Genomic DNA, 17,373 nt, shown 5'->3' with positions numbered 1-17,373 from the left:
GGAGCGGTCCGGCCCGGGCTTCCGCCCGGCCCCGCCGCCTCACACCCCCACTCTATGCCGTCCCGCTCCATCCTAGAACACCGACAGGAGGACGACCTTCATTGCGATTCTCACCCATTCCCCGGGGGGTCTACCCCGGTTTTTCCGCCCTGGACCCAGGGGCCCTGGCCGCCAGGGGCATCCGGCTGGTGCTGGCTGACCTGGACAACACTCTGGTCCCCTACCGGGTCGCCCAGCCCTCCCCCCAGCTGACCGCCTGGCGGGACGCCCTGGCCGCCCAGGGCATCGCCCTGTTCATCCTCTCCAACAGCCGCAAGCCGGGCCGGGCCCAGAACTTCGCCCAGGCCCTGGGTGTGCCCTTTCAGGGCCGCTCAGGCAAGCCCCGCCGCCGGGGGTATCTTCAGGCCATGGAGCGCATGGGCTGCACCCCCGCTCAGACGGTGATGGTGGGCGACCAGATCTTCACCGACACTCTGGGGGCCAACAACGCCGGAGTTACCCCTTTGCTGGTGGAACCCATCCAGCTGGCGGGCAACCCGGGGCGCTATCTCCGCTACGCGGCGGAGACCCCCTTCCGCCTGCTGGGCAAAAGGAGGCCCTTCCTATGAGCGCCAAATTCGGGCCCGCCGGCAACAGCGACGCTTTCTCCGCCGTCCACAAGTCCTCCCTGGCCGCCCCCCAGTGGATCGCGGAGCAGGGGCTGGACTGCTACGAATATCAATGCGGCAAGGGGGTCCATGTGGGGGAGGACACCGCCCGGAGGGTAGGGGAGAACGCCCGGAAGCACGGGATCTCCCTCTCTCTCCATGCCCCTTATTTCATCAATCTGGCCAACCCGGACCCGGACAGCCTGCAAAAGGCCATCGGCTATATCACCTCCGCCTGCCTGGTGGCCAGTCAGATGGGGGCCTCCCGGGTTGTGATCCACTCCGGCGCCCTGATGAAGCGCACCCGTCGGGAGGCGCTGGACACTGCCCTCCGCTCCCTGAGGGAGGTGATCCGGACCTGCGACGGCCAGGGCTTCGGCCACATCGCCCTGTGTCCCGAGACCATGGGCAAGATCAACCAACTGGGAGATCTGGAGGAGGTGCTGGAGCTGTGCACCCTGGACGAGCGCTTGATCCCCTGCATCGACTTCGGCCACCTGTACGCCCGCTCCCTTGGGGCGGATGACGGAGCGGAGGCCTTCGGGCGGATGCTGGACCGGGTGGAGTCCGTTCTGGGGCAGTCCAGGGCCAGCGTCTTTCACAGCCATTTCTCCCACATCCAGTTCACCCCCGGCGGGGGAGAAAAGTGCCACCGCACCTTTGACGACGACGACGGATACGGCCCTGACTGGGCTCCGCTGGCCCGGGCGATCGCCCGCCGGGGCTGGTCCCCCACTTTCATCTGCGAGAGCGCCGGCACGCAGGCCAAAGATGCCCTTACCATGAAGCGCATCTACCAGGAGGTCCTGACTGCACAGGGATAAGGACGCTCCCGGGACCCCGATCTCAAAAATCTTTATATTTTCAGGAGAGACCCATATGCACCATACGCAGGAACGGGAACAAAAGATCCGCCTCTGGCTGGACATGTGGCTGCGGCGGGAAGACCTGGGTATTCTGGAGCTCTTTGCTCCTGATGCCGTTTATCTTGAAAGCTGGGGCCCCGAGTACCACGGCGCCGCCGCCATCCGTCACTGGTTCCAGGAGTGGAACACCCGGGGCCGGGTGGAGGTCTGGGACAGCGGCCGCTTCTTCCACCGGGAGGACGCCACCATTGTGGAGTGGCGCTTCCGCTGTGTGATGAACGACGGCGCGGTCCAGACCTTTGACGGCCTCTCTCTGGTGGAGTGGACCCAGGAGGGCACCATCCGCCGTCTCCAGGAGTTCGGCTGCAACCTGGACACCTATGACCCCTACCGGAACGGAGATCCGCCCATGTTCCGGGAGGAAAGGGCCCTCTGGTTCTGAGGGACCCATGCCTGATCACACTGAGAAACGAGGTTCACCATGGAACTTGACCGCGATCTTTTTCTCCCGGTCTCCCGGGAGGACATGGCCCGCCGGGGCTGGGACTTTTACGACTTTCTCCTCATCACCGGGGATGCCTATGTGGATCACCCCTCCTTCGGCCCCGCCATCATCGGCCGGGTACTGGAGGCGGAGGGCTACCGGGTGGCCGTTCTCTCCCAGCCCGACTGGCGGCGGCCGGAGGCCTTCTCCGCCCTGGGACGCCCCCGGCTGGGGGTGCTGATCTCCGGCGGGAACCTGGACTCCATGGTGGCCCACTATACGGCGGCGAAAAAGCGCCGCCACGATGATGCCTACTCTCCCGGCCGGAAGGCGGGCCTGCGCCCCGACCGGGCCACTATCGTCTACTCCAACCGGGTGCGGGAGGTGTTCGGCGACATCCCCATCGTCATCGGTGGGCTGGAGGCCAGCCTGCGCCGCTTCGCCCACTACGACTACTGGGAAGACAAGGTGCGCCGCTCCATCCTCTTCGATGCCCAGGCGGACCTTCTCACCTACGGCATGGGGGAGACCGCCTCCCGGGAGATCGCCGCCCGGCTGGCCTCCGGCACACCGGTGGGGGAGATCACCGATGTTCGCGGCACATGCGCCGCCGTCCCCCACCCCGGCGCATGTGCCTACCCCTTCGTGGAGGTCCCCTCCTTTGAGGAGGTGTCCGCCTCCAAGGAGGCCTACGCCCGGGCCAACATGGTGGAATATGACGAGCACGACCCCTTCGTGGGAAAGGCCATCCTTCAGAAGCACGGGCGCCAGTTCCTGCTGGTCAATCCCCCCGCCTATCCCCTGACCACGGCGGAGCTGGATGCGGTGGCCGAGCTTCCCTATGTACGGGAGCCCCATCCCATGTACGACTCCATGGGGGGCGTCCCCGCCATTGAGGAGGTGCGCTTCTCCATCACCCACAACCGAGGGTGCTTTGGGGCGTGCAGCTTCTGCTCCCTGGCCTTTCACCAGGGGCGCACCATCTCCGCCCGCAGCCACCAGTCTGTTCTCCGGGAGGCAGCGGCCCTCACCCGCCACCCCGGCTTCAAGGGCTATATCCACGACGTGGGCGGCCCCTCTGCCACCTTCCGCCGTCCCTCCTGCCAGAAACAGCTCAAGCATGGTATGTGCAGGAACCGGGCCTGTCTGGCGCCGGAGCCCTGCCCCAACCTGGACGCCGACCACACTGACTATATGATGCTCCTGCGCAAGCTGCGGCAGCTCCCCAAGGTAAAAAAGGTCTTCATCCGTTCCGGCATCCGGTTCGATTTTCTGATGAAGGACCCCAGCGGCGAGTTCTTCACCGACCTGATCCAGCACCACATCTCCGGCCAGCTGAAGGTGGCGCCCGAGCACTGCTCCGCCCACACCCTGGACTATATGGGTAAGCCACACATCCAGGTCTATGAAAAGTTCCGGGAGAAGTACTTCAAGCTCAACCGCCGCTACGGCAAGGACCAGTACCTGGTCCCCTACCTCATCTCCTCCCACCCCGGCTGCACCCTGGAGGATGCGGTCCAGCTGGCGGAGTGGCTCAACCGGCAGGGACACATGCCGGAGCAGGTGCAGGACTTCTATCCCACCCCCGGCACCCTGTCCACCTGCATGTGGTACACCGGCCTGGACCCCCGCACCATGCAGCCGGTCTTCGTCCCCCGCACGCCCCACGACAAGGCCCTCCAGCGGGCACTGATGCAGTGGCGCAAGCCCCAAAACCGGAAGCTGGTGTTGGAGGCTCTCCACCGCACGGGCCGTGAGGATCTGATCGGTTATGGGAAGCGGTGCCTGATCCGTCCGGATGCCCCCGCCTCCGGGGCGGGGAGCCGTCAGGGACGCCGGGGGGATGCCCCCGCCAAGCAGGCCCGGGGCAGCTCCGGCCGGAAGGAAAACCGGCAAGGCAGGCAGGCCCCACGGAAGGGCCGCCCGGCCCCGGCAGCCGGTGGCCGCGCCTCCCATACCGGCCGCCGGGCAAAGCCGGCGCACCAGCGGGGCAAGCGGCCTCCAAAGTAAAAGACCGCGCGGAGAGTGATCTCCGCGCGGTCTTTTCTCAGCGTTTTATGGGTCACATGTCCCGGTCAGCTGCGTTTTTCACTGCCTGGCCGGCATCCCGCAGACCGTTCCCGGCGTCGCGCACCACGTCGCCCACGCCGTTCACCAAGTCCCGGGTCCCGTCAGCCACGCCTTTTCCCACTCGCTCCATGTCCCGGGCCGCATTGCCCCGGCCCGGTGCCACTCTGCCGTCGGGGAAGGCGGTATAGCGGCCGTCATAGGTGTAGCCATGGCCGCCAGCGGTCCCGTTCATCCCGTAGCGGGTAGACCGGGGATAGGCAGTCCCGGCGGCGCTGCCGGTAGTACTGCCGGTAGCGCCGCTGCCGGCGCTCCCCTTATTCTGGTCCGCCGGCGTGCTGCTGCACGCGGTCAGGGTCCCCACCAGGGCCAGAGCCGCCCCCAGGGCGATCAGCTCTTTTTTCATTCCAAATCCTCCCGTTTTCCGTTCCAGCCCGGCCGGTCCGGCCGGGGCTGTCAGGTCCCGCCTGGCACACGTTCCAGACGGGACCTGATCCCACACTTTTCTCATACGGAAGTTCCATCCGAGCTTTATTGTGCCCACAGCGTTGCCCTTTACTGCCGGTAAATCGGGGCAGACATGGCTGTGTTTTACAATTTTTTTGCACAGATCAGCAGCATTATGGGGCAGCGCAGCTCGTCCGTTATGCTGGTGAGTCCATTTTCCCTGGCAAAATCACCGGCCCGCCTGGAGACAGGCGGGCCGGTCAAACCTCACAGCGCTCTGTGGAGGATCTCCAGCACCTGTTCCAGCTGATCCGCCGGGATCTGGCCGGGGGCGGAGCCTTGGCCCACCATGCCGAAGGTGGCGGCGGAGCCGAACACCTCGCCGCACAGGCGGCTGATGACGCCGTCCGACGCCATGGACATGGTCAGCAGCGGCCGCTGGGCGTACAGCCGATACATCTCCTCGGTGGCGGAGAGCAGGGTCAGCACGTCCGCCTTGTTCTGGGGCATCACAGCCACCTTCAGGATGTCGGCCCCCATATCCTGCATCTTCCGCAGCCGGTAGATGAGCTCGGCGTGCTCCGGTGTCCGGTGGAATTCATGGCTGGACCCCACCACCGCCGCGCCGGCATCATGGATGGCGGCGATGTTCTTGCGCACCACCTCGTCACCGGAAAAAATCTCCACATCCACCGCGTCCACATAGCTCGACTGGGCGACGGCCCGGTTCAAAGCGGTGTAGTCCTCCATACCGATCTCCTTTTCGCCGCCCTCCCGCTTGGTGCGGAAGGTGAAGAGGATGGGGATCTCCCCCAGTGCCTCGTTCAGCTCTCTGGCAGTATCCACCACCCGCTGGACATCGCCCACGCCCTGGAAGTAGTCCACCCGCCATTCCACCACATCGGGCTTGGCCTGGACCAGCTCGGCGGCTTTGTCCAGGATCTCCTGCTCCGTCTTCCCAACAATGGGGACGATGATCTTCGGTCTGCCTGCACCGATCTCCACCCCGCGCAGCAGTACGGTCTTTGTCTTCATCAGTTCTCACCCGCTCCTTCTTCTGAATCGGCCAGCCCCGCCGGGGGCCGCTCTTTTGGATCAACAGGTGCATTATAGCAGAGCGCCAGGCGGCCGTCCACCCCCGCGCGGGAGAGGGGACAGATTTTTCTTGACATTTCCGCCTTTCAAAGGTAAGATTAGTTATACAAGTATTACTTTAAGGAGATTTAGGGATCAAGATGTCTGACAATGAGAAGTATATGAGCTCCGTCAAGGTGGGACCGAAAGGCCAAATCGTCATTCCTAAGGAGATCCGGGACATGTTCCAGATCAGCCCCGGGGACACCCTGCTGATCCTGGCCGACGCACAGCGGGGCATCGCACTGGAACGCTACCAGGTCTTTGAGCAGATCGCCGAGTCCATCTTCCAGGGGCGGGCCCGGGATATCTATCCTGACCACAGCGAGTCGGAGTCCAAGGCTTTTGCCCAGGCCATCCGGCAGCTGAGCACACCGGAAGAGCCTGAGGAACGGTAAGCTCTGCCAGGGAAAGGAGGGGACTTCATGTACCGGATCGCCTTTTTCTCCATCTATGCTCACGGGCACACCAATCCCACTCTTCCGGTGGTACGGGAGCTGACCTGCCGTGGGCACCAGGTCCGCTATTACTCCTTCGCCCCCTTTCGGGAGAAGATCCAGGCCGCCGGCGCCCAATTCGTCCCCTGCGACTCCTATCTGCCTCCGGCGCCTCCGGATCTGGAGCGAAGGGTGGGCCGCGACTTCGCCGCCCTGGTGGAGATGATCACCCAAACCCTCCTGGCCATGGATGGCCCCGTGGGCCGGGATCTGGCCCAATTCCAGCCCCACTGCGTGGTATCCGACTCCTTGTGCTTCTGGGGAAAGCTGTGGGCCGCCAAGCTGGCCTGCCCCTATGTCTGCTCCACCACCACCTTCGCCTTCAACCGCCATACCGCCAAGCTGATGAAGCAGACGCCGGGGCAGTTCCTGCGGCTGCTTGCGGGTCGGGGCCGCATCCGCCGCTGCATGGCCCAGCTGTGCCAGGCGGGCTATCCGGTGAAGGGACTGCTCTCCCTCATTGAGAACGACGGACACACCGACACCATCGTCTACACTTCCCGGGAATTCCAGCCCCTGGCCGACACCTTTTCCAGCCGGTATGCCTTTATCGGGCCCTCGGTGCCCGAGCTGACCCACGCCCCACGCTCCGGCGGGGACAGGCAGATCTACATCTCCCTGGGGACTGTCAACAACCGCAGCCGCTCCTTTTATCGCGCCTGCCTGGAGGCCCTGCGGAGCTGGGAGGGGGTACGGGCCGTTCTCTCTCTGGGCGGTGGGTGCAGGCCGGAAGAGCTGGGAGATGTTCCGCCCAATGTCCAGGTCCTTCCCCAGGTAGACCAGCTGGCCGTCCTGTCTCAGTCCGACGTCTTTCTCTCCCACTGCGGCATGAACAGCGTCAGTGAGAGCCTCTACCTGGGGGTCCCCCTGGTCCTCTTCCCCCAGCAGGAGGAGCAGGGCATGGTGGCCCGCCGGGTCCAGGAGCTGGGGGCGGGCGTCCCGCTGCCCGCTCCCACCCCCGCCGCCATCCATCAGGCCCTCTCCCTCGTCCTGGCTGATCCTGCCTTTCAGCACAGCGCCCAGCACATCTCTGAAGGGTTCCGCGCCGCCGGCGGCTACCGGCGGGGAGCGGATAAGATTCTGGAAGCGGCCATGGGCAGTGCTCCCCTGCCCTGAACACCTGTCCGGCGGGGCGGAGAGAAAAACAGCGGCGTGACGAAATCGTCACGCCGCTCAGGCTGTGGAAAAAGTCCTGAAGTGCTTTTTTCACAGCCTGCTTCCCGTTACTTTCCCGCCCCAAAAGGGGCGGGAAAGTCCTCGCTCTGCTCGCCTCAGCCCTTGCCACGCAAGGGCTGAGAGGGATGTGATCCCATTCGAGGCGGGCTGCCGCCCCCTCGAGCTCCCCCTGATCTTAAAATACCTGTCTCCGAAAAAATCTCTTGGACAATTTAAGCGGCGTGACGAAATCGTCACGCCGCTGTTTTGTGCTTTCGGGCAGGGAGTTACTCCTCGTCTCCCTCCACCGTGTCATCCGACAGGTCCAGAGAGAACTTGGTCTGGCAGTTGGGGCACTCTACCTCCCCCTCCGCCAGCGCCTTGTCGTCGATGACGATGGGTTCCTCGCAATTGGGGCACTCAACCTCAAAGTAGTCGTCCTCATCCTCGTCCTCGTCCTCGCCGTAGACCACGGACTCCACATCCGCCAGGTCGTCGGAAATGGTGTCGATCTCCTCCCCGAGGGCCAGAGCGTTCTCCTCCAGGTCCTCGATGGACAGCCCCACTTCCTCCAGGATGCCGATCATCACGGAGATGAGCTTGCCCTCCTTGGACTTCTCCACATCCAGGTTCAGGCCCTCAGCCAGCCCCTTCAGATAAGCAACTTTCTCGGAAATAGTCATAGCAGTTTCCCTTTCTGAGGCTAAGCCTCCTTCAATTCTGTGTCGTACCCTCTGCCCCAGTGTCTCTCCCGACCTGATTTTGTTCTTTTCAGCCTCTGCAGAATCTTATCGATACCCATCCCCGCTCTCTGCGGGGCCGGACATCTGTCTCTGCCATTAGCCCTTGCAGCGCTCCAGGTACTCTCCGGTGCGGGTGTCGATCTTGATCTTGTCACCAGGGTTGATGAACAGGGGCACCTTGATCTCGGCGCCGGTCTCCAGGGTGGCGGGCTTGGTCACGTTGGTGGCGGTGTCGCCCTTGAAGCCGGGATCGGTCTCGGTGACCTCCAGCTCCACGAAGTTGGGGGGCTCCACACCGAAGACGCTGCCCTTGTAGGACATGACCTTGCAGCTCATGTTCTCCTTCACGAACTTGAAGGCGTCGCCCAGCATATCCTTGCTGATGGGCAGCATGTCGTAGGTCTCCATGTCCATGAAATAGTACAGATCGCCGTCGTTGTAGCTGTACTCCATGTCCTTGCGCTCCACGAAAGCCTGCTCAAACTTGGCGGTGGGGTTGAAGGAGGTCTCGGTCACACCGCCGGTGATGATGTTCTTCATCTTGGTGCGGACAAAGGCGGCGCCCTTGCCGGGCTTGACGTGCTGGAACTCGACGACCTGCATGACCTTGCCGTCCATCTCAAAGGTCACGCCGTTGCGGAAATCACTGGCGGAAATCATTGCCATAGGAATCATCCTCCAAATGTTTTTATGAACTGATATATTCTACCCTTTTTTTCTGGATTTGACAAGAGGTTTTCTGTAAAATCACAGGACGATCAGCTCTTTTGGCGACTTTGTCAGGTCACGGCATCCCGTTTCCGACAGGACGATCACGTCCTCGATGCGCACGCCAAAACGCCCGGGCAGATAGATGCCCGGCTCGGCGGAGACCACTGCCCCCACGGGCATGATCCGTTCCTCCCCCGGCGCGGCATTGGGGGACTCGTGGATCTCCAGTCCCAGGGAGTGGCCGAAGCTGTGGGAAAATGCCTCCCCATACCCCGCCGCCTGGATCACCGTCCGGCCTGCGGCATCGATCTCCCGCCCGGCCAGCCCGGCCCGGGCGGCGGCGATGCCAGCCTGCTGGGCCTCCAGCACCACCTGATATACCCGCTCCATCTCCGGTGCGGGCTTTCCCACCGCCACGGTGCGGGTCATGTCGGAGCAGTAGCCCCTCCACACACAGCCGAAATCCATGGTGACGAACATCCCAGGCTGGATCACCGTGTCTCCGGGGACGGCATGGGGTTTGGAGCCATTGGCGCCGGCGGCCACGATAGGGTCGAAGGAGACCCGCTCCCCGCCCCGGCGCAGCAGCTCATACACCAGCCGGGCGGCCACCTCCCGCTCCGTCTGCCCCGGGCGGATAAAATTCAAAATCGCCTGAAATGCCTCGTCGGTGATGCGCTGGGCCTTCTCCATGGCGGCCAGCTCCTCTCCGTCCTTGGACGCCCGCAGGCCGTCCGGCAGGTCCTGAGCCGGGACCAGGGTGCAGGGCAGGGCCCTCTCATACCGGGCCAGGGCGTCCACACTCACGGCCCCGCTCTCAAAGCCCACCCGCTTCAGGCCGTGCTCCTGGAGATAGCCGGCGGCCAGGGCCAGATGGCCCCGCTCCCGGGTCACCAGCTCCACCTGAGCCCCCTGCACCTCCTGCCGGGCCGCCTCGATGTAGCGGCTGTCGGTGGAATAGTGGGCCCCCTCCCGGGTCACCAGCACCAGGCCCTCCCCGTGGAAGCCCACGGCGTACCGCTCCCCGGCCTGACTGGCGAGCAGCATGGCGTCCAGCTGATGGTCCGCCAGTTTTCCTGCGATCTGGGCAATATGGTCCATCCCATGTCCCTCCTTTTGAACGGCCGCAGCTCAGCGGTCATAGCCGATGTACTTCTCCAGGATATCCAGCGGCACCCGGCTCCCCTGCTCCTCGCCGATCTTATAGAAGCCGTACCGCTGATAAAAGTGCTGGGCGGGGGTGTTGTAGCTGGCACAGCGCAGGCGCAGATACTGCCGCCCCAGAGGGCGGTAGAAGGACACCGCCTGCCCGATGAGCTGCACCCCCAGCCCCTGGGCCCGCAGCTGGGGCACAATGTAGCAGAATGGGATATAGCCGGCCCCGTCCTTGGCATACCGCTCTGGGTCCAGCTGGATCAGCCCCGCCATCCGGTCCCCCGCCATGGCGCAGGTCACCCCCCATGGGGTGCGGCCGCAGTGAAGGCGGGCATCCTGAAGAAAGCTCTCCCCATCAAAGGGGGTGTCCTCTCCGTGGACGGTGATCCATGCCTCCCGCCGGGCCTCGTAATAGGTCTGGCTCTCCCGCTCCAAGTCCAGGGGCCGGAACCACAGGTTCACGTCCTCCGCCCGCTCCCCGTCCCTCCGCCACCAGGACTGGCGGGCCAGTGTGGAGATAGCGGGGTCCAGGTGGGAGTTGTCCCCCTCGAAGGCCAGCTGGAACGCCGCTCCGTCCCACTTCAGGCAGGAGACGGCGGTGTTGTCGCTGTGGCGCAGGCCGTGCCACTCCTCCGGCGGGATGCCCTTGATCCGCGCCAGAGCCTGCCGGATGGCGGTGCCGTGGCTGAACACCGCCACCGTCTGGTCCGGGTGGGCGGCGGCGATGCGGCGCAGGGCCCGCTCCACCCGCTCCCCCAGCTCCCCCAGCCCCTCTCCACGGGGGGCCGTCCAAGTGGGGTCGCTGCGGTTGAAGCGGTCCAGCTCCCCGGGCTGGGTGCGGCGCACCTGGCCCCAGGTCTGGTCCTCCCAGTCCCCCATGTTCAGCTCCCGCAGCTCCGGGTCGGTACGCAGTTCCAGGCCCCTGGGCTCATAGACAGCCCGGGCCGTGGTGCAGGTGCGGTACAGGTCGCTGGACCACACCGCGTCGAAGTGCTCCCCCTGGAAGCGCTGCTCCAGGGCCTGGATCTGCCTGAGACCGTTCTCGGTCACCAGGGCGTCGTACCAGCCGTGGATGCGGCGGTACAGGTTTCCCTCCGCCTCAGCGTGGCGGATCAGATAGATGGTCGTCATATTCGGTATTCCTTCTTTTGAGTTTCGCGGCACGCCCCGCCGGGGCTCCGCCTGCCGCGTATCCTTACCAGGGCTTCACTCCGCCGATGAGCTCCGCCGCCCGCTCCAGGCCCTGGCCGGCCGCCAGGGCGGCCAGCTCGTCCCGCACCCGGATGGGGGCGTAGGGGTCAGCAAAGAGGGCGGTGCCCACCGCCACGGCGGAGGCCCCGGCCAGCATCATCTGGGCCGCGTCCTCCCCCTTGGACACCCCGCCCATCCCCAGGATGGGCAGGTCCACCGCCTGGGCCACCTCCCAGACCATCCGCACCGCCACAGGCAGGACGGCGGGGCCGGACAGGCCGCCGGTGTTCATCTTCAGCACAGGGCGCCGGGTGTTCACGTCGATGCGCATCCCCCGCAGGGTGTTGATGAGCGAGAGGGCGTCCGCCCCCGCTCCGGCCACCGCCCGGGCGATCTCCGTGATGTCCGTCACATTGGGTGAGAGCTTCACCATCACTGGGACCGAGCCGGCGTGAGCCTTGGCCACCTGGGTGACTTCGGCGGCCAGTTCCGGCCTGGTGCCGTAGGCCAGTCCCCCCGCCTTCACATTGGGGCAGGAGATGTTCACCTCAATCAGGTCCACCCCGGCCTGGGCCAGCTTTTCACACATGATGCCGTATTCCTCGGGGGTGTTCCCAGAGATGTTGGCGATCACCTTCACGTCATACTGCCGCAGGAAGGGGAGCTCCGTCTCCACAAAGGCGTCCACCCCCGGGTTCTGGAGGCCCACCGAGTTGAGAATGCCCATGGGAGTCTCTGCGATTCGGGGGCCCGGGTTGCCCTCCCGGCGGTGGAGGGTCAGGCCCTTGGCGCAGATGGCGCCCAGTTCGCCCAGGTCATAGAACGCCCCGTACTCCCGGCCGAAGCCAAAGGTCCCGGAGGCCACGCACACCGGGTTTTTCAGAGTCACCCCAGCCAGCTCCACCCTCATATCCACATCAGGCATCCCAATCCACCTCCCTGGCTTCAAAGACGGGTCCGTCCTTGCACACATGTTTCCGGCTGCCGTCCGCCATGTCGCAGGCACAGACCAGGCAGGCGCCTACGCCGCAGCCCATCCGCTCCTCCATGGACACCAGGCAGCGCACGCCGAAGTCCTCCGCCGCCCGGGCCACGTTTCTCAGCATGGGCCGGGGGCCGCAGGCCAGCACCGCGTCATAGCCCCGGTCTCCCTCCAGCTCCCGCCGCACCAGCGCATCCACATAGCCGTGGAAGCCGTAGGAGCCGTCATCTGTGGCCACCTGCACCTGGGAGCACACGGAGCGGAACTGCTCCTCCAGCATCACCCTGTCCCCGGAGCGGAACCCCAGGATGGCGGTGCACCGCCCGGGGGCATACTGGGCGCAGCCCAGCATGGGGGGCACGCCGATGCCGCCCCCCACCAGCAGATAGCGGCCCTCCCGCTTCATGGGGAAGCCGTTGCCCAGCAGGCCCATCACGTCCAGACTCTGTCCCTCACGGCGGCCGGCCAGCCAGGCGGTCCCCTCTCCCCGGACCTCAAAGACCACGGTCAGCCGGTCGGGGGCGTCCCCTTCCCCCGCCTGACAGGAGCAGACGGAGATGGGCCGGCGGAGCAGCCGGGAATGTCCGCACTTGATGTGGACGAACTGCCCCGGGGCCCGGAAGGCGGTCCGGACCATGTCCCCCGCCTCCAGAGTGAGGCTGATGGCGGCGTCATTGAGCATCGTCCTGCTGATGATGCCGCATTTCTGTTCTACTTTCATAATGGCGTCACACCCTCTGTGGAAAGTTTAGTGTCTCGCGGGCACACCTGGGGCGGCCCTTATTGGACCCATTCCGGGTCAAAAAATTTCAGCCGGCCGCAGACCTCGCAGCGGAACACCGCCATTTTCATGCTGCCTGACAGCAGATGGTCCAGGTCACCGCCCAAAAAGGTGTGCTCCCCCAGCTGAAAGGTGGATACCCCCAGCTTGGTCATGTCCTGGCCGCAGCAGCGGGCGGTCTTTTTCACCTGGGCCTGGCGCTGCTCCTCCTGCTGCCGGCGCTCCCGCGCCTGCTCCAGCTCCCGCTGCCACTGGACCCGGGCCTGGGGGAGGCGCTCCCGCACCTCCTCCCCCTCTCTCAGGTGAGGGGACCGGGCCATATACTCCCTGAGGGCGATCTTCTCCTCCCCCGCCGCATCCTGGTATCGCCGCATGCACTTCTCGCACAGGGTCTGACTGGTGCCGCACAGGGTGATGTAGCACAGGGACCAACTTCCCGCCATCTCTCCGCAGAGCACACAGGCCCGCTTTGCCATAGTCCTTCCTCCTTCCCCCAGCCCCGCCCTTTTGCGGGAGCTGTTACACGATGGTGACGAAACGCCTGATGTCGTCCCGCATGGCGATGGCCGCATCCCGGGCCGCCTGGGCAAAATCCCGGCCGTCCCCGCCGGTCTTCTGCCACGCACACATGATGCCCCGGGAGGAGTTGACGATGGCCCCGTGGCCGTACTTGTCAAAGGCATACTGTACGTCCTCCGCAGTCCCCCCCTGGGCGCCGTAGCCGGGCACCAGGAAGAAGGTGTGCTCCAGGCGCTTGCGCAGGGCCCGGATGTCGGAGGGGTAGGTGGCCCCGGTGACGGCCCCAGCCATGGTATAGCCGTACTTGCCCTCGGTCCCCTTAGCGATCCGCTGATTCAGGTCGCCCATCACCTGATAGACCAGCCGGTCCCCAGCCACCATATCCTGGAGCTCTCCGGAGCCGGGATTGGAGGTCTTGACCAGCACGAAGACACACTTGTCCTCCCCCTGAGCTGCCTTCAGGAAGGGGTTGATAGAGTCAGAGCCCATATAACCGTTGAGGGTGACGCAGTCGGCGTCAAAGGTCTTGAAGGTCTCCTCCCCGATCTTCACCCCGGACAGCCAGCCTTCCGCGTAGGCGGAGGCGGTGGAACCGATGTCTCCCCGCTTGATGTCGGCGATGACGAACAGCCCCTTGCTTTTGGCATAGCGGATGGTGCGCTCCAGCATCTCCATCCCCCGCCAGCCCAGATTTTCATAGTAGGCGGACTGTGGCTTCACTGCGGGGACGATGTCGCACAGGGCGTCGATCAGCCCCACGTTGAACTGATAGATGGCCTCACAGGCTCCCTCCAGCCCGGTGCCGTGCTCCGCGAAGGCGGCCTGGCGGATGTGCTCGGGCACATAGTCGATCCGGGCGTCCAGCCCGGCCACTGTAGGGTTCTTCATGGCCCGGATCTTGTCCTGGAGAACGTCAAAAGACATCAAATATCATTCCTTTTCGTTATTTTCATCTTTATTTCTACTATTTGTTTTGCATTTTGGGGGCCTGGCCCCTCTTCCGGCCGGTCTCACCAGCTTCCCGGATACTGACAGCGGATATTATATGCGGCCAGGCCCCCCGCCACAGTCACCAACAGGGACAGCAGAAAGGCCGGCATGAGCTCCAGCAGAGAGGCTGGCATGATGAGCCCCCCTGTGATGATCTGAATGGGCCCGATCCGCCGCTGATACTCTTTCCTCCACGGGGCCTCCCGCACCGACCGTTTCAGCCGCCAGGGCCATCCCAGCAGGTCTGTGATCCCCCAGAAGACCCAGGTCTCTCCCCAAAAGAAGGCCGCGATCAGTCCTGGGAGAGGGATGCATCCCAGCCGGATCAGCTGGGCCGATGCCCCTATGATCAGGAGATTCCCCATCACAAAAAACAGCGTCGGCACCCAGCTGGACACGCTCTTCCGCGTCTTCATGCCGATCCCACCCTTCTGCTCCCCCTCCGCCGCAGGCCGGCTCTCAGGGGGCCTCGTAGATGACCGTTCCGCCCACGATGGTGTACTTCACCCGCCCCTTTACCTTCCATCCGGCGAAGGGGGTGTTGCGCCCCTTGGATGCAAACTGCTCCGGGTCCACCGTCCACTCTTCGTTCGGGTCGAAGATGACGATGTCCGCGTCATTTCCCAGAGCCAGCCGTCCCTTCGACAGCCCCAGGATAGAGGCGGGGTTCACTGTCATCCGGCGGACGATCTCCGTCAGCTCCATCTTTCCGGTGTGATACAGGGCGGTCAGGGTGACTGCCAGGGAGGTCTCCAGCCCAACCATGCCGCTGGGCGCCCGGGTGAGGGGCCTGGCCTTCTCCTCGGCGGAGTGGGGGGCGTGGTCGGTGGCGATGGCGTCGATGGTGCCGTCCTGCAGGCCGGCGATGATCCCCTTCACATCCTGCTGTGTCCGCAGGGGGGGATTGATCCTGGCCAGGGACCCCTGCGTCAGGATCTCGTCCTCTGTGAGGGTAAAATACTGGGGGCAGGTCTCGCAGGTAACGGGCACCCCGTGCTCCTTCATCCGGCGCACGATGTCCACCGCCTTTGCCGTCGAGATATGGCAGATGTGGACCCGGGCGCCGGTCTCCTCCGCCAGCATGGCCGCGCGCATCACCTCCAGCTCCTCAGCGATGGCGGGCCGTCCCTCCAGCCAGAGCTGGCGGGATACGCTGCCTTCGTTCACCGCCCGGCCCTCCACCATGGAGGTGTCCTCACAGTGGCAGAGGACAGGCAGCTCCTGCCGCTTGGCCCTTATCATGGCGTCCCGCATCAGGTTGGCGTTGTCCACGTTGCAGCCGTCATCGGAGAGGGCCACCGCCCCCGCCTTTTTCAGCGCCTCTGCGTCGGTGGGCTCCTCCCCTCTCAGCCCCACGGACACCGCCGCGATGGGGTAGACGTGGACGCCGCTCCCCTCCTTGGCCCGCTCCCGCACATAGTGCAGCTGCTCCGGGCAGTCCAGCACCGGGTCCGTGTTGGCCATACAGGCCAGGGAGGTGACCCCTCCCCGGGCCGCCGCAGCCGTGCCGGTGCGGATGTCCTCTTTATAGGTGTACCCCGGGTCCCGCAGGTGTACGTGCATGTCCACCAGGCCCGGGCTCACCACCAGCCCCGAGGCGTCGATGATCCGGTCCGCCTCCGTCTCCAGACCCCGCTCCAGCAGGGCCACCCGGCCGTTTTCCGCCAGCAGGTCGGTCAGCGTCACGGTCTTGCTCACCGGGTCCAGGACCCTTCCGTTCTGAATCAGTAATTTCATGTCAAACTCCTCCGGGGACCGCGGGGGGAATGCCCGGGCACCACTGTCAGCTTTTCTCTGTGTTGTATGCCCCTGCGGTCCGGCCCAGGTCCTCCTTCTCAGCTCCACTGCCTCAGACCGGAGCCTGCCGCATCTCGATACCGGCTTTATTATAGCGAAACCAGCAGGATTTAGCAACGGATTTTTCCCGCTTTTGGGGAAGAATAGCGTATGACCGAAACGCCCGTCCACGGTGCGTTTTGGAAAAAAGGAGGAATGGATATGAGCAGCGGACAATTTTGGTGGGGCATGACCACTGGACTGGTGGCCGGCGCCGTCGTGGGCATGAGCGTGGCACCCTCCCGCCGGGAGATGAAAAAGACCGCCCACAAGGTGGCCAAGCATGTCAATGAGGCCGTGGAGGATCTGACCGAGGCCCTGGGCATGTGACCCTCCCATCAAGACAGCTCCCGCCGCGGGCAGACCGTGGCGGGAGCTGTCTTGATGCCGTTGTTTCCGCCCAGGCTCACAGCCGCACCGGCACCGGCCGGCCGGGCAGCAGCTCCTCCGGCGTCACCCGGCACTCCATGGCCAGCACCTCCACGCCGGCCTCTGCCGCGTAGCGCAGGGCCGCCCCAAAGGCGGGGTGGGTCCGGTCGTTAGGCTCGAACCATGAGACGTTCTCCATCTGAATAACAAAGCACACCGCCGTTCGGTATCCCGCCCGGCGGGCCTCCTCCAGCTCCTGAAGGTGCTTTACCCCCCGCAGCGTGGGGGCATCGGGGAAGCGGACCACCCCGTCCTCCTCCAATGTGACCCCTTTCACCTCCACAAATCCCCGCTCTGCTGAAGACTCCCAGTAGAAATCGAATCTAGAATTCCTATATGTAGTCTCCGGACGCAGCAGAGACAGCTCCGGAAGGAATCCTCCGCCCCGGGCCCACTCCTCGAACACCCGGTTGGGGGCCTGAGAGTCCATATTGATGAGTCTTGTCCCCTTCTCCACTGCGATCAGGTCATATTGGGTCTTTCGGGCCGGGTTCCCGCTCTCCTCCAGATAGACCTTCGCGCCAGGGACCAGCAGTTCACGGCACCTGCCTGTATTTTTCACGTGGCACACAGCCGCCGTACCGCCCAGCTCCACATGAGCCACGAACCGGTTTGGCCGGTCCAGGAAGGTCCCGGGCCGTATCTTTTCATATTTCATCTTGCCGCTCCTGTCTTTATCATGGTATGATAGGGACGGACCGCCGGCATCCCGCCGCCCGTCACAACGAGGAAATGGAGT

General features: G+C 64.7%; 20 protein-coding genes. 7 read left to right on the top strand and 13 right to left on the bottom strand.

The genetic code is table 11. The annotated features are described in order from the left end of the window. Window positions 1-101 precede the first annotated feature (101 nt). From L9O85_RS03410 to L9O85_RS03395, 4 genes are read left to right on the top strand one after another with little or no spacing between them, the layout of a single operon-like run. Window positions 102-608 (top strand): YqeG family HAD IIIA-type phosphatase, encoded by a 507-nt coding sequence (locus tag L9O85_RS03410; RefSeq protein WP_301579614.1) that lies wholly within the window; start codon window positions 102-104, stop codon window positions 606-608. Further along, window positions 605-1,471, top strand: a complete 867-nt coding sequence (locus L9O85_RS03405) for a TIM barrel protein (protein ID WP_301579613.1) — start codon at window positions 605-607, stop codon at window positions 1,469-1,471. The genes L9O85_RS03410 and L9O85_RS03405 overlap by 4 nt, the downstream gene beginning before the upstream one ends. A gap of 55 nt (window positions 1,472-1,526) precedes the next feature. After that, window positions 1,527-1,955: a nuclear transport factor 2 family protein gene (locus L9O85_RS03400; protein ID WP_050625320.1), complete on the top strand. Its 429-nt coding sequence runs from the start codon at window positions 1,527-1,529 to the stop codon at window positions 1,953-1,955. Window positions 1,956-1,994: 39 nt separating this feature from the next. Continuing rightward, a complete protein-coding gene (locus L9O85_RS03395; RefSeq protein ID WP_301579612.1) occupies window positions 1,995-4,007 on the top strand; it encodes a YgiQ family radical SAM protein in 2,013 nt (670 codons plus the stop codon). A 52-nt stretch (window positions 4,008-4,059) separates the two neighbouring features. Here the strand turns inward: L9O85_RS03395 and L9O85_RS03390 are convergent, their stop codons facing one another. Beyond that, window positions 4,060-4,470 (bottom strand): hypothetical protein, encoded by a 411-nt coding sequence (locus L9O85_RS03390; RefSeq protein WP_256183276.1) that lies wholly within the window; start codon window positions 4,468-4,470, stop codon window positions 4,060-4,062. A 308-nt stretch (window positions 4,471-4,778) separates the two neighbouring features. After that, window positions 4,779-5,546 (bottom strand): type I 3-dehydroquinate dehydratase, encoded by a 768-nt coding sequence (gene aroD, locus L9O85_RS03385; RefSeq protein ID WP_256183277.1) that lies wholly within the window; start codon window positions 5,544-5,546, stop codon window positions 4,779-4,781. A 200-nt stretch (window positions 5,547-5,746) separates the two neighbouring features. Here aroD and L9O85_RS03380 point away from each other — a divergent pair, with 200 nt between their 5' ends. Together L9O85_RS03380 and L9O85_RS03375 are read left to right on the top strand one after the other, a co-directional pair. After that, the gene (locus tag L9O85_RS03380) at window positions 5,747-6,043 is read left to right on the top strand and encodes an AbrB/MazE/SpoVT family DNA-binding domain-containing protein (RefSeq protein ID WP_301579611.1); all 297 of its coding nucleotides are present in this window, start codon (window positions 5,747-5,749) and stop codon (window positions 6,041-6,043) included. Window positions 6,044-6,070: 27 nt separating this feature from the next. Then, a complete protein-coding gene (locus L9O85_RS03375) occupies window positions 6,071-7,258 on the top strand; it encodes a macrolide family glycosyltransferase (RefSeq protein ID WP_301579610.1) in 1,188 nt (395 codons plus the stop codon). A gap of 326 nt (window positions 7,259-7,584) precedes the next feature. Here L9O85_RS03375 and L9O85_RS03370 read toward each other — a convergent pair whose 3' ends face one another. From L9O85_RS03370 to L9O85_RS03325, 10 genes are all read right to left on the bottom strand, one after another. Then, window positions 7,585-7,980, bottom strand: a complete 396-nt coding sequence (locus L9O85_RS03370; RefSeq protein ID WP_301579608.1) for a CD1247 N-terminal domain-containing protein — start codon at window positions 7,978-7,980, stop codon at window positions 7,585-7,587. Window positions 7,981-8,136: 156 nt separating this feature from the next. Further along, complete coding sequence (efp, locus tag L9O85_RS03365) at window positions 8,137-8,700, bottom strand: elongation factor P (RefSeq protein ID WP_050625528.1); 564 nt, start codon at window positions 8,698-8,700, stop codon at window positions 8,137-8,139. A gap of 87 nt (window positions 8,701-8,787) precedes the next feature. Then, on the bottom strand, window positions 8,788-9,852 hold the full coding sequence (locus tag L9O85_RS03360) for an aminopeptidase P family protein (protein ID WP_276854008.1): 1,065 nt from the start codon (window positions 9,850-9,852) through the stop codon (window positions 8,788-8,790). A gap of 30 nt (window positions 9,853-9,882) precedes the next feature. Next, entirely contained in the window at window positions 9,883-11,037 is a 1,155-nt protein-coding gene (locus L9O85_RS03355) for a bifunctional histidine phosphatase family protein/GNAT family N-acetyltransferase (protein ID WP_301579606.1), read from the bottom strand. Window positions 11,038-11,101: 64 nt separating this feature from the next. Continuing rightward, window positions 11,102-12,022: a dihydroorotate dehydrogenase gene (locus L9O85_RS03350; RefSeq protein ID WP_256183282.1), complete on the bottom strand. Its 921-nt coding sequence runs from the start codon at window positions 12,020-12,022 to the stop codon at window positions 11,102-11,104. Then, a complete protein-coding gene (locus L9O85_RS03345; protein ID WP_301579604.1) occupies window positions 12,015-12,800 on the bottom strand; it encodes a dihydroorotate dehydrogenase electron transfer subunit in 786 nt (261 codons plus the stop codon). Before L9O85_RS03345 ends, L9O85_RS03350 begins: the two co-directional genes overlap by 8 nt. A gap of 59 nt (window positions 12,801-12,859) precedes the next feature. Then, window positions 12,860-13,336: a hypothetical protein gene (locus L9O85_RS03340; RefSeq protein WP_276854003.1), complete on the bottom strand. Its 477-nt coding sequence runs from the start codon at window positions 13,334-13,336 to the stop codon at window positions 12,860-12,862. 43 nt (window positions 13,337-13,379) lie between these two features. Then, window positions 13,380-14,303 carry an orotidine-5'-phosphate decarboxylase gene (gene pyrF, locus L9O85_RS03335; RefSeq protein ID WP_050625333.1) on the bottom strand — a complete coding sequence of 308 codons (924 nt, stop codon included), beginning with the start codon at window positions 14,301-14,303 and terminating at the stop codon, window positions 13,380-13,382. 86 nt (window positions 14,304-14,389) lie between these two features. Then, on the bottom strand, window positions 14,390-14,785 hold the full coding sequence (locus L9O85_RS03330; protein WP_301579602.1) for a hypothetical protein: 396 nt from the start codon (window positions 14,783-14,785) through the stop codon (window positions 14,390-14,392). 43 nt (window positions 14,786-14,828) lie between these two features. Further along, window positions 14,829-16,106 carry a dihydroorotase gene (locus L9O85_RS03325; RefSeq protein ID WP_301579600.1) on the bottom strand — a complete coding sequence of 426 codons (1,278 nt, stop codon included), beginning with the start codon at window positions 16,104-16,106 and terminating at the stop codon, window positions 14,829-14,831. Between the two features lie 261 nt (window positions 16,107-16,367). Between L9O85_RS03325 and L9O85_RS03320 the strand changes: the two genes are divergently transcribed. Further along, window positions 16,368-16,535, top strand: coding sequence for a YtxH domain-containing protein (locus L9O85_RS03320; protein ID WP_123059173.1), 168 nt, complete (start codon window positions 16,368-16,370; stop codon window positions 16,533-16,535). Window positions 16,536-16,611: 76 nt separating this feature from the next. On the opposite strand, the gene sfsA is transcribed toward L9O85_RS03320, so the two are convergent. Then, the gene (sfsA, locus tag L9O85_RS03315; RefSeq protein ID WP_301579599.1) at window positions 16,612-17,292 is read right to left on the bottom strand and encodes a DNA/RNA nuclease SfsA; all 681 of its coding nucleotides are present in this window, start codon (window positions 17,290-17,292) and stop codon (window positions 16,612-16,614) included. Window positions 17,293-17,373: the final 81 nt, after the last annotated feature.

The sequence above is a fragment of the Lawsonibacter asaccharolyticus genome, from assembly GCF_022453915.1.
GTDB lineage: Bacteria > Bacillota > Clostridia > Oscillospirales > Oscillospiraceae > Lawsonibacter > Lawsonibacter asaccharolyticus.
The sequence above is the reverse complement of the archived record's forward strand: the minus strand, read 5'-3'. Positions and strand labels throughout refer to the sequence as shown.